We start from the raw sequence: 12,602 nt of genomic DNA on the forward strand, positions 1-12,602 counted from the left end.
GGGGCGTCGTGGAAGGATTAATGGCGTTTCTGGGTGAGACGGGCATAGCCCATTTCACCTGGCCTCAGGCGGCGATGATGGCCGTTGGCCTGCTGCTGATGTATCTGGCGATAGCCAAGAAGTTTGAACCTCTGTTGCTCTTGCCCATAGGGTTTGGTGCGATTTTGGCAAACATTCCCAATGCAGGGTTTAACGACCCCGGTGGATTGCTGTATTACATCTATGAAGTGGGTATCAAGACAGGTATTTTCCCTCTGTTGATCTTTATGGGTGTGGGGGCCATGACTGATTTTGGTGCCCTGATTGCCAACCCTAAGACCTTGCTGCTGGGAGCCGCGGCTCAGTTCGGTATCTTTGCCACCCTGCTGGGGGCAATCGGTCTGAATCTGGTTCCCGGTTTTGAGTTTACCCTGCAGGATGCGGCAGCCATCGCCATTATTGGTGGGGCTGATGGTCCAACGGCTATCTTTGTGGCCTCCATGCTGGCGCCTGAGTTACTCGGGGCGATCGCCGTGGCAGCATACTCCTATATGGCTTTGGTACCTATTATCCAGCCGCCCATTATGAAAGCACTGACCACAGAGGCAGAGCGTAAAATCAAGATGGAGCAGCTGCGTGAGGTGAGCAAGAAGGAGAAGATCCTGTTTCCGCTGATGGTGCTGGGGCTAACAATCCTGTTCCTGCCGGCCGCTTCACCCCTGGTGGGTATGTTCTGCCTGGGTAACCTGATGCGTGAATCCGGAGTGGTGGATCGCCTGTCTCAGACTGCACAGAATGAACTTATCAATATCGTCACTATCTTTCTGGGTCTGGCGGTAGGCTCCAAGCTGTCAGCAGAGGAGTTCCTGCAGATCCAGACTCTGGGTATTCTGGTACTGGGTGCGGTCGCCTTCGGTATCGGCACTGCCTCAGGCGTGCTGATGGCCAAGCTGATGTGCAAGCTGTCTGGTGGCAAGGTTAACCCGCTGATTGGCGCTGCCGGTGTATCCGCGGTGCCTATGGCTGCCAGGGTGGTCAACAAGGTGGGGCTGGATGCCAACTCCCAGAACTTCCTGCTGATGCACGCCATGGGGCCGAATGTGGCCGGTGTACTGGGCAGTGCGGTAGCAGCCGGTGTGCTGCTGGCGGTATTGGGTTAATCCAGTTCAGTTACTGCTGCGAATCACAGCTATTAAAACAGCTATCAAAAAAGCGCCGCTCGATAGTTATATAACAGGGGAGCGGCGCTTTTTTATTTGGAGTTTTTTGGGGACAGGAGATCAGGCGCTGGCAGTCTGAGGCTCAATTTCATCCTTGTTGAACTGGACTTCATCCAGCTGACCTTCCGACTTTCCTACCACCACGGCTGTCATCATATCGCCGGTGACATTGGTGCAGGTGCGGATCATATCAATCACACGGTCGATGGCAGCGATAAAGGCGATACCTTCCAGTGGCAGACCCACAGCCCCCAGAGTCACAGTCAGCATCACCATGGCGCTGCCCGGTACACCTGCGGTACCCACCGAGGCAACGGTGGCGGTAACCGCAATCAGCATATAGTCGGTCATATCCAGTGGGATGCCGTAAATCTGGGCGATAAAGATAGCCGCGATTGCCGGATAGATACCGCCACAACCATCCATATTCATGGTTGCCCCCATAGGCAGTACAAAGGCGCTGTACTGCTTGGATACCCCCATAGAGCTGGCGCAGCGGGTGGTTGCCGGCAGGGTACCAAAGCTGGAGGCGGTGGAGAAAGCGATCAGCTGGGCCGGCATTGCCTTGCGGAAGAACTTGAGCGGGCTCAGTTTGGCGGCAAACTTAATCAGGCCACCATAAACAAAGAGGATATGGATAAGTGCAGCCAGATAGATAGCGCCGATAAACTTGCTCAGCGGCAGCAGGGTTTCCAGACCGTATTTACCTATGACCCAGGCCATCAGACCAAATACGCCGATTGGGGTCAGTTTCAGTACCATGCGGGTTAACTGGAACATCACCTCAGCACCGGCTTCAATGGTTTTCTTCAGTGGCTCCGCTTTCTCACCCACAGTGTTGATCGCGATACCTACCAAAGCGGCAAAGACGATAATCTGCAGCACTTTACCTTCGGCCAGAGAGGCAAAAGGGTTGACCGGGATCATATCCAGCAATACCTGGGCAAAACCCGGTACATTGCGCTCACGTACTTCGGAGGTGACCAGTTCCATGGAGCCGCCCATATCGATCAGTGAGCCTATGGTCAGGCCGATCAGCGATGCTATGGTGCCGGTAAACATAAACATCCCCAACGTCTTTAGACTGAGGCGCTTAAGGTTGGCGCTGTTACCCAGAGAGGTAATGCTGACGACAATGGCGCAGAAAATCAGCGGTGCCACCAACATTTTAATGGCGGCGATAAACAGGTCGCCAAGAGGCTTGAGGCTGGCAGCATCCGGGCCGAAAATCAGGCCGACTATGGCACCCAGGCCAAAACCCGCAAGCACTTGCTGCCAGAACGGAATACGTTGAATCATCTTAATCATATCAGGTCACTTCCTGCTTTATAGACTGCCCCAACAAGGGCTTTTGGTGGCAAAACCCACCCTGAACAAAAAACTTCCGGACAGCACCAGAGGGCTGAAATTGCACGAAATATGCTCACAGAATAACTGCTGAGCATTGTATAGATAGACAGAGTTGGGAAACAAATCGTTTTTAATATAACTTATTGTAATAAGTGAGTTTGTTTTGATTATGTTAATGCATGTAAAGCGGGTGAGCAAACAAGCCCGTTTGAGGACAATAATGGAATGACCGAAAGTCTGTGGATCATGTTCAGTGGTGCCTTTCTGGCCGCGACACTGCTCCCCGGAGGTTCTGAGGTGCTGTTGGCTGGCTTATTGGCTGCAGAGCCCCAGGCCTGGCTGACACTCTGGCTGGCGGCCTCGGTGGGTAACACACTGGGGTCACTTACCAGTTTCTGGCTAGGCAGATTGGGACGGGTCGCCAAATCACCGGAAGAGCTTGCCAGCGGGGGTTATCGCAGGGCATTGGCGCTGGTGCAAAAGTATGGTGTTTGGAGTTTGCTGCTTGCCTGGACGCCGGTAATCGGTGATCTGCTTTGCGTGTTGGCCGGTTGGTTGCGTCTGCCAGTCCTTACCTCAACTCTGCTTATTCTGATCGGGAAAACTGTCCGATATCTGTTGATTGTGGCGGCTGTATTGCATTGGGCGATTTAATTACTTTTACTTGCCGTCTAAAAGATGAACAATTAACATCGCTCAAAAGTTAGCTAAATCAAATTGTTAGGAAAAGCTAAACTATCAGGGAGTGATGTATGAACCTGTTTCGTAAAGGTGGGCTGCTGCTGGCCGCCCTTGTCAGTTTCGTGTCTGTGGCAGCAACGCCGGATGTGAAAGATTTTGTCCGCCACAGTGAGTTTCATAATGTTAAAATATCCCCGGATGGAAAGCATCTGGCGGTACTGATGAACAACGACGGCGGTAAATCGCTGGCATTTCTGAATACCAAGACACTGCAGCCAGTATTTGCTTTGAAGGCGGACCGTAAAGATCTGCCGGAAAACTTCTATTGGGTGAATGATGAGAGGGTGGTGGTTCAGGTTGGCCGAAGCCATGGTTCTCTGGAAAAGCCTTTCGTTACCGGGGAGTTGTTTGCCATCAATTATGATGGTTCCAAAGCCAGAATGATTGCCGGTTATCGCTCCAAAGGCGGAATGGCCCTGTCGGCGGATGCCTACTTTTTGTTGGATAATCTGGATGGCGATGAAAAGCACATTCTGATGTATCGTCGAACCATAAACAAAAGTGGCGGAGCCTTACCGGAAGTGGTGAAGCTGAATGTATACAACGGGCGTGAGCGCAAAATTAAAAGAGCGCCCGTGCCATACGGCAGCTTTCTTATCGATAACCATGGCGTGCCCAGGTTTGCCACAGGCATGACCTCGGATGGTAAAACAAAACTCTATTACTCTCCTGCCAAAGGTGAAGACTGGGAGCTGTTTAAAGACGAGTTTGCCGGTGAGTTCGAGCCGCTGGGCTTCAGCTCAGACAACGACAGTGTTTATGTGCTGCAGAGTGAAGATGGCGGTACCAAAGGGCTTTACCAATATAATCTGAAAACCGGTAAGTCCTCAGAGCTGTATCGCAGCGAGATTGCCGACCCTACCTATGCTATCAGCTCCAACCTCAATGAAGTCTATGGTCTGCGAATGGATGAAGACTTCCCTACCTATCTGTTTATCAAGCCCGACACCAAAGAAGCTCAGGTTCATAAAGCTCTGGTGGGGGCCTTTAATGGCGATGCTGTGGAGATCACCAGCAAGACCCGGGATGGCAAACAGATGGTGGTTTGGGTTAACGGTGACCGCAACCCGGGAGCCTTTTATCTGGTAGACACAGATAAATTGAGCGCTCGCTTCCTGTTGGCAGCGCGCCCCTGGCTGAAAGCGGATCAACTGGCCATGACCGAACCCTTCAGGTTAAAAACCCCGGATGGTCTGCAGTTAAACGGTTATCTGACGCTACCTCAGGGCAAACAGAAAGATCTGCCGACTATTGTTATGCCCCATGGTGGCCCCCATGCCAGAGATTATTGGGGATTCCACCCCGATGCCCAGATGCTCGCCAGCCAGGGATATGCTGTGGTGCAGGTTAATTTCCGCGGTTCAACCGGTTATGGTCAGCGCTTCGAGCAGGCGGGCTGGGGAGAGTGGGGCAATAAGATCCAGGATGATATTACCCTGGCGACTCAATACGCCATTCAATCCGGTGTCGCAGATAAAGACAGGATCTGTATCTATGGCGCCAGCTTCGGGGGCTACAGTGCACTGCAAAGTGCTATCAGAGAGCCGGAACTCTACAAATGTGCCATAGGTTATGTCGGTGTATATGACCTGCCCATGCTGTATGACGAAGGGGATATTCGCAGCATCAAATGGGGAGATGCTTATCTTGATAAGACCCTGGGCACAGATGTCGCGTCCCAGCAAAGCCAGTCACCGGCCCGAAATGTTGATAAGCTCAAAGCCCCTGTGCTTATCGTGCACGGTGAGGATGACGAAAGAGCGCATATCGAACATGCCTATGCCTTGCGTGACGCGCTTGACAAGAAAGGCCACCCCTATGAGTGGCTGGTTAAAGATAAGGAAGGCCACGGTTTTTATAACGAAGAGAACATCCTTGAGATGTATCAAACCATGTTGCGCTTTCTTGATACCCATATAGGAAAGGGAACCCCGGCTAATTGAGCGGGTCTCAACAGAACAGAATTTTGACAAGGAGCTTTCAGTGAAGCGATTGTTATTGGCAGTAGCTGTATCTGCTGCATTGGCCGGGTGCGCCTCAGACACCCAAATATCCCGTCTGCCTGCGGGGGTAAAGCTGGTGGAGTCCAGTGTTACCCACAATGCAGGTATCAGTATTCCTTACAAGAAGTACCAGCTGGCCAATGGCCTGACAGTGGTGCTCCATGAAGACAAGTCAGATCCTCTGGTGCATGTGGACGTGACCTATCATGTGGGTTCCGGCAGAGAAGTACCTGGCAAGAGTGGTTTTGCTCATCTGTTTGAACACATGATGTTCCAGGGCTCAGAAAACGTTGCCGACGAAGAGCACTTTAAAATTATCACTGAGTCCGGTGGCACCTTGAATGGCACCACCAACACTGACCGCACCAACTACTTTGAGACTGTGCCGAGCAACCAGCTGGAAAAAGTACTCTGGTTGGAAGCCGACCGTATGGGGTACTTCCTGCCGGCGCTGACCGAAGAGAAGTTTGAAGTCCAGCGGGAAACCGTCAAAAACGAGCGTGCCCAGCGGGTTGATAACCGTCCTTATGGCCGCATGAATGAGCGTTTCTCAGAGGCGTTCTACCCCAAAGGCCACCCTTATTCCTGGCCCGTTATTGGCTGGCCGGAAGATCTGGAACGGGCAGATGTTGATGATGTTCGCGCCTTCTTTGCCCGCTGGTATGGTCCTAACAACGCCACTCTGACCATAGGCGGCAGCTTTGACCAGGCTCAAACCCTGGCCTGGGTGAATAAGTATTTTGGTGATATTCCCCGTGGGCCGGAAGTTGAGGATATGGCCAAGACGCCGGTGACCCTGGACAGGACACGTTATATCTCCATGGAAGATGCGGTGCACCTGCCATTGATACGAGTGGGTTTCCCGACCGTTTATGCCCGTCATGAAGATGAAGCTGCACTTGATCTGCTGGCCACTATTCTGGGTGGTGGTCAAACATCCCTGTTTTACAAGAATCTGGTGAAAGATGGCTTTGCCGTGCAGGCGGGTGTCAGTCACCCCTGTCAGGAACTGGCCTGTCAGATGTTTATGTATGCCCTGGCCAACCCCGCCAAAGGCGGCTCGCTGACAGATATAGAAAAGCGTATCAATGAGTCTATCGCTGAGTTTGAAACCCGTGGTGTGACCGACGAAGACCTGCAAAAAGCCAAGGTGCAGTCAGAGGCCAGAACCATATTTGGTCTGCAGAGTGTACGCGGCAAGGTGACGTCGCTGGCTTACAACCAAACCTTCTTCGGTAAGCCGGATATGATTGCCGAAGATCTTGAGCGATACTCCAGCGTCACCAAAGAAGATGTAATGCGGGTATTCAACAAGTACATCAAGGGCAAACCCAGTGTGGTGATGAGTGTTGTGCCCAAGGGACAGACTCAGTTGATTGCCCATGCAGATAACTATACGCCCGAGCGCGCCGAGCCTGTTGCCAGCACAGAGCAAACCGCGGCCGCCAAGCCAGCCAGTTCCAGCTTTGACCGTTCTGTTCGTCCTTCCGAAGGCGCTGCACCTGTGATGACAGTGCCTGAACTCTGGACTGGCGCGTTGGCCAACGGTATCCAAGTGATGGGTACTGAGAGTGATGAAACACCAACGGTTGAGCTGCTTATCTACCTCAATGGTGGCCATGAGCTGGTGCCGGTCGACAAATCAGGTCTGTCTGCGCTGACCGCTTCCATGATGAATGAGTCAACGGCAAAGCGCAGCACAGAGGAGCTTACTCAAGCGCTGGAGATGCTGGGTTCCTCCATCAGCTTTGGTTCCAGTGGCAACCAGAGCACCATCAAGGTGTCGGCGTTAACAGAAAACCTGCCACAGACCATGGCAATTCTTCAGGAAAAACTGTTTGAGCCTGGCTTTAAAGAGGCTGACTTCCAGCGTCAGAAACAGCAGATGCTGCAGGGGCTTCAGCACCAGCTCAATGAGCCTGATTATCTGGCCAGAACCAACTTTGCCAAACTGCTTTACGGTGACAAGAACCCCAAAGGAGTAGGCGCCAGCCTGGAAACCGTCTCCGGATTGACCCTTGACGATGTGAAAGCCTTCTATAAAGCACAGTACCGTGCCGGTAACGCTGAAGTCGTGGTGGTGTCGGATCTGGATAAAGCTCAGATACTGCCGCAGCTGGCGCCACTGGCTAAATGGCAGGGTAAGGCCACACCTATACCTGAGCAGGGTCCATTACCTGAGCTGCAGGGAGGCACTATATACATAGTTGATAAACCCGGCGCTGCCCAGTCAGTGATTATGCTGGGTAAAAGGGCGATGCCATTTGATGCCACAGGTGAGTACTTTAAGGCTGAGCTGATGAACTATCCTCTGGGGGGCGCGTTCAACAGCCGGATTAACCTCAACCTGAGGGAAGATAAGGGTTACACCTATGGTGCCCGCAGTGGCTTCAGTGGCAAACAGGATTCGGGCACTTTTGTCGCCAAAGCCAGTGTACGCAGCGATGTGACTGACAAGTCGCTGGTGGAGTTTATCAAGGAGATAAACCACTATCAGCAGCAGGGGATAACCGCAGAGGAGCTGGCCTTTATGCGCAGTTCAATCTCTCAGGGGAAGGCGCTGGATTATGAGACCCCTTATCAGAAAGCCGGCTTTATCCGCTCGATTCAAAAGTACGATCTCGCCGCTGATTACACCGCCAAACAGGCGAAGATTATCGACACTATAGGTAAGGCTGAGTTGGATAAACTGGCTAAAGATAATCTGAATCTGGATGAGATGGTGATGCTGGTGGTGGGTGACAAAGCCAGTATTCAGCCCGGACTGGAGGCGCTTGGGTACCCGGTTAAGGTGATTAAGTAAAAGTGAACCTATAACTAACTATCCGGGAATTTGTGATCCTGGATAAAAATTTGCGCCGGGCATTGTAATCATTATCATTGCCCTCATATATGCAAGACGGCGACAGTTAAGCACTGTCGCCGTCTGTTTTTGTAGGTGTCATCGTCAGTCGCTGATTTTCAGTAAAAGAGTTTTACGTTTTAGCTGAATAGAAATACTTGCTGGCCGTGTCTGATACTTATATTTTGAAGCATTGCGCAGGTTCATTGTCAGTCCGGGTTGGCCGAGCAGTCTATGAACCCAATTAGAGAGAAGGTTAACTTGAAGTCATTCAATGCGTTGATAGATTACCTGGCCACTGATGCCGGGCGTCGTGCTTTGGCAGGTATTCACAGAGGGATCGAGCGGGAAGCTCTGCGTGTTTTACCAGAGGGCGAGCTGGCACAGGATCCCCATCCAGTGGTGCTGGGCAGTGCCCTGACTCACTCGCGAATTACCACTGACTACAGTGAAGCTTTGCTGGAATTTATTACTCCGGTCAGTAAAAGCATTAATGAACTGCTGGATGGCCTGACTCAAACTCATGCATTTTCGGTACGTAACCTCAATGGCCAGCAACTGTGGCCGGTGAGCATGCCCTGTTTCGTTGGCGACGAGGCCGATATCCGCATTGCTCAATATGGCGACTCCAATATCGGTAAAATGAAGACCCTGTACCGTAAAGGGTTGACCTACCGCTATGGTGCCCTGATGCAGATCATCTCCGGGGTACATTTTAACTTTTCTGTGTCCGATGAACTGTGGACACTGCTGTACGAGAACAGTGACAAATCACTGAGCCGTGAAGATTTTATTTCAGAACGTTATTTCGGTCTGATCCGCAACTACCGCCGCAGTGTGTGGTTGCTGCCATACCTGTTCGGGGCGTCTCCTGCGCTGTGCAGCTCCTTTGTGAAGGGACGCGAGTCCGATATTCCTTTTAACAAAACGGATGACGGCACCCTGTATCTGCCCTATGCGACTTCGCTGCGCATGAGTGATTTGGGCTATACCAACCACGAACAGGATAAGCTGAATATCAGCTACAACTCCCTGGGCGAATACCTGACCGGTATGCGTGCGGCGATTCGTATGCGGTCGGATAAGTTTGCCCGTATTGGCGTGAAAGTGGATGGCGAATATCGCCAGCTTAACGACAATATTCTGCAGATTGAGAATGAGTTTTATGCCCCTATCCGTGCCAAGCGGGTTGCCGCCAGTGGTGAGAAACCCTCTGAAGCGCTGGAGCGTGGTGGCGTTGAATATATCGAAGTGCGGGCGCTGGATGTTAACCCATTCAGCCCGGTCGGTATTGAAGAAAGCCAGATCCGTATACTGGATCTGTTCCTGCTCTACTGTCTGCTGGCCTCATCAGAGCCCTTCGATAAGGTTGAAGAGCAGCAGGTATCACTGAACCTGAATGCTGTGGTACTGGAAGGCCGTAACCCTGAGCTAATGCTGAGCAACAAGGGCGAGGCGGTCAGTTTGCGCGACTGGGCCGGTGATATCTTCGATGCCATGGAGCGTCTGGCAACACTGCTGGACATTCAGGGCGATGAGTATCAACAAGCTGTTGCCCAGTGGCGACAGGCGGTTCAGGACCCGGACAAGACACTGTCAGGCAGAGTGATGCAGGCTTTGTCCGAGCCCGGCATGAACAATGGCCGTTGGGTGAAGGGGCTGGCCCGGGAATACACTCAGTATTTTACCAACTATCCGCTGACCCCTGAGCAGCTTGAGGATTATACTCAGGCCGCCGCTGAGTCGATTGCCCGCCAGCGGGATATCGAAGCTCAGGACAAAGTGGGCTTTGATGAGTTTCTCGCCGACTACTTCGGGGATATCAGAGATTGATGGCAGCAGGCAGAGTGAAAGGGTACCTGTTAGCCGGTGTCATGGCCGCAGTCCTGGCTGGCTGCGCCTCAGAGCCGAAGCAGGCTGAAGATTGCGGTCGCTTCTCTGCCTATCTTGAGCCGCCAGCCTCTGAAAACCTGTACCGGGCGCTGGTCACCCATATTGATGGCAAACCGGTTATCTCCCAGCCCAACTATAAACTGGCACCGGGGCGTTATACCCTGACGCTGGTGGAGTTGATCCATGCTCCTGGGATGGATGTTCCTCTTAATGCCCGTAAAACCAAGACCTTGTCGCTGGATTTGAAAACCGGTGAGCGACTGCATCTGGCGGCGAAATACCTGCCAGAAGGTCAGGGCGAAGGCTTCTGGGAGCCGGTTGTCTGGCAAACCGATAAAGCCAGATGTGTATTGCCCAAAGTACTGGTTAATCAATAGCAGAGTATTGCATCGCCCGATCGTGGCGGTGCTTCTGTATGCCAACCTTCTATGAGGATTGGTATTACCTCATCAAATTCAAGTATCTGCATTGCAACCTTGGCCCGGGTTTGTGACACTAACAATCAGTGTTAACCCTGATGACAAGCGATTGGTATATAACCATGAACTGGACCTTGCGTGCCATGATGGCATTGGCCTTACTGCAATTGGCTGGATGCGCCAATTCTCCCCCAAGAGAACCTGAAAATATCTGTGCGATTTTTACCGAGCACAGAGACTGGTATGACGCCGCCAAAAACACCCGTGAAAAGTGGGGCGTGCCTGTGCATGTGCCTATGGCCATGATGTATCAGGAAAGCTCTTTTAAGCATAATGCTGCGCCGCCGATGGAGTATTTCCTCGGTTTTATCCCTATCGGCCGGGCCAGCAGTGCTTACGGTTATGCCCAGGCCAAAACCATCACCTGGGACGATTACACCCGGGAGACAGGTAACTCCTGGTCCAGCCGCTCAAACTTCGACGATGCCATGGATTTTATGGGCTGGTTTATCTACAAGAGCCATAAGATCAACGGCGTATCAAAGTGGGATGCCAGAAACCAGTACCTGAATTATCACGAAGGCTGGGGCGGCTATAAGCGAGGCTCTTATAAGTCCAAGAAATGGCTGATCAATGTGGCCGCCAAGGTGGACGCCAGATCCCGTCGTTATGCTGCCCAGTACAATCAGTGTAAAGAGGATTTGGATAAGTCCTGGCTGTGGCGCCTGTTCTTTGGATAAATCACTTTGGGACAAGCCACAGAAAACAAAAAACCAGCCATTTGGCTGGTTTTTTTAGCTTTGGGCTCAGGCAATTTCTTGCGCCTTTAGCATTCGCTTCTGGGAGTACATGGCCCGATCAGCCTGTTTGAAGGCCTTGCTCCAGTTATTGACGAAGGGAGCCAGACCGGCACTGAACCTCACCGGATAGCCGGGTTGAGAGTCCAGACTGGCACGGATCTCACTGAGCTCCATGGTGACAGACAGGGGCGAACCATGGCGCAGCACAACAAATTCATCACCGCCAAAACGCGCCAGCAGTGCCTGCTCTCCCCAATACTGTTTGAGGGTGTCGGCCAGTTTAATCAGGGCTTTATCACCCGCCTGATGGCCGTGCTCATCGTTCAGGGATTTAAGATTATTCATATCGATCACCACCAACTGGCACTCCAGAGCATGGTCTTTGGACCAGGTCATCAACAGCTCCTGAAAGCGGGTGCGATTATAGAGCCCGGTCAGGCTGTCACGGCTGGCCAGCTCAGCGATTTGCCGTGACTTGTGATACAGGCTGATGGCGTTACTGGCCTCATGGGTCAGAATGCTGGCCAGACTCTGATCATAGCTGCCGTAGGCATCCAACTGGCTGCTGTCCAGATTCATCATGGCGTACAGCTTGCCGTTGACATAGATAGGGGAGGACAGGGTGGAGAGTATCGGCTTATGAGCCGCATTCATCAATGCATCCTGCTGGGCCTGGGTAAAGCTGGTTTCAGCATTCAGACCGCGCATATCATTGATGGTGACCACACGGTCGCACTTGCCCTCGGTCAATCGATAGGAGAATGAGTTGGCCAGCGGCAGCTGCAATGATTGCAGCAGGTCCAGATCCATACCTATGGCAGTCTGAAACTTCAGGGTTTGGGTCTCTTCATCCAGTATGATAATACAGCCCATCTCTGCACCGGGCACCAGATCCACCGATCGGCGCAGCAGAGCTTCCAGGAATTCAGGCTCATTTTCATAGTTACTGGACAGGCCCATGAGTTCATAGGTGGTTTGGTTCACCTGAACCACTTTTTCCAGGTGCTTGCACATGTCGTTCAACTTGCGTTGGCAAACCACATAATCCAGTCCCCAACACAACAGATAGCAGGCGATTGCTACACCCAGCAGTGTCCAGGGAATGTTTGTCGGGCCCAGTACCACCAAAAACAGGCCGACAAAAATCACCAACGGCATCACCAGATAAAACATATGGTGCCGCAGATCATTGTGCCTTAATTTGACCGGTTTGAGATTGTGCTTGTCCAACGAAAAAGTGCCCGCATAAGATAAAGGGAAATCGGGTGAATTATAGCGTCGACAAGGGGTTTTTCGGCTCGAGAGAAACATGATGTGCTGCACAGTTTCAGTCTGTGCGAACAAAAAAAAAGCAG

9 protein-coding genes are annotated in these 12,602 nt (G+C 52.1%); 7 read left to right on the forward strand and 2 right to left on the reverse strand.

Annotated elements, in window-relative coordinates:
* Positions 1–8: 8 nt before the first annotated feature.
* Positions 9–1,139: a sodium ion-translocating decarboxylase subunit beta gene (locus tag L2725_RS03605; RefSeq protein ID WP_248934471.1), complete on the forward strand. Its 1,131-nt coding sequence runs from the start codon at positions 9–11 to the stop codon at positions 1,137–1,139.
* A gap of 120 nt (positions 1,140–1,259) precedes the next feature.
* Here the strand turns inward: L2725_RS03605 and L2725_RS03610 are convergent, their stop codons facing one another.
* Positions 1,260–2,507, reverse strand: coding sequence for a dicarboxylate/amino acid:cation symporter (locus tag L2725_RS03610; RefSeq protein ID WP_248934472.1), 1,248 nt, complete (start codon positions 2,505–2,507; stop codon positions 1,260–1,262).
* A gap of 267 nt (positions 2,508–2,774) precedes the next feature.
* On the opposite strand from L2725_RS03610, the gene L2725_RS03615 reads away from it, so the two are divergent.
* From L2725_RS03615 to L2725_RS03640, 6 genes are all read left to right on the forward strand, one after another.
* On the forward strand, positions 2,775–3,203 hold the full coding sequence (locus L2725_RS03615) for a YqaA family protein (protein WP_249247675.1): 429 nt from the start codon (positions 2,775–2,777) through the stop codon (positions 3,201–3,203).
* Positions 3,204–3,301: 98 nt separating this feature from the next.
* Complete coding sequence (locus tag L2725_RS03620) at positions 3,302–5,233, forward strand: alpha/beta hydrolase family protein (protein WP_249247676.1); 1,932 nt, start codon at positions 3,302–3,304, stop codon at positions 5,231–5,233.
* Positions 5,234–5,273: 40 nt separating this feature from the next.
* The gene (locus L2725_RS03625) at positions 5,274–8,096 is read left to right on the forward strand and encodes a M16 family metallopeptidase (protein WP_249247678.1); all 2,823 of its coding nucleotides are present in this window, start codon (positions 5,274–5,276) and stop codon (positions 8,094–8,096) included.
* 273 nt (positions 8,097–8,369) lie between these two features.
* Positions 8,370–9,968, forward strand: coding sequence for a glutamate--cysteine ligase (gene gshA, locus L2725_RS03630; protein ID WP_249247679.1), 1,599 nt, complete (start codon positions 8,370–8,372; stop codon positions 9,966–9,968).
* The gene (locus tag L2725_RS03635) at positions 9,968–10,405 is read left to right on the forward strand and encodes a hypothetical protein (RefSeq protein WP_249247680.1); all 438 of its coding nucleotides are present in this window, start codon (positions 9,968–9,970) and stop codon (positions 10,403–10,405) included. The genes gshA and L2725_RS03635 overlap by 1 nt, the downstream gene beginning before the upstream one ends.
* A gap of 164 nt (positions 10,406–10,569) precedes the next feature.
* Positions 10,570–11,187, forward strand: a complete 618-nt coding sequence (locus L2725_RS03640) for a transglycosylase SLT domain-containing protein (RefSeq protein WP_115135300.1) — start codon at positions 10,570–10,572, stop codon at positions 11,185–11,187.
* A gap of 66 nt (positions 11,188–11,253) precedes the next feature.
* Here the strand turns inward: L2725_RS03640 and L2725_RS03645 are convergent, their stop codons facing one another.
* Positions 11,254–12,477, reverse strand: a complete 1,224-nt coding sequence (locus L2725_RS03645) for a sensor domain-containing diguanylate cyclase (protein ID WP_162807059.1) — start codon at positions 12,475–12,477, stop codon at positions 11,254–11,256.
* Between the last annotated feature and the right edge of the window lie 125 nt (positions 12,478–12,602).

The sequence above is a fragment of the Shewanella corallii genome, from assembly GCF_023349125.1.
Taxonomy (GTDB): domain Bacteria; phylum Pseudomonadota; class Gammaproteobacteria; order Enterobacterales; family Shewanellaceae; genus Shewanella; species Shewanella corallii.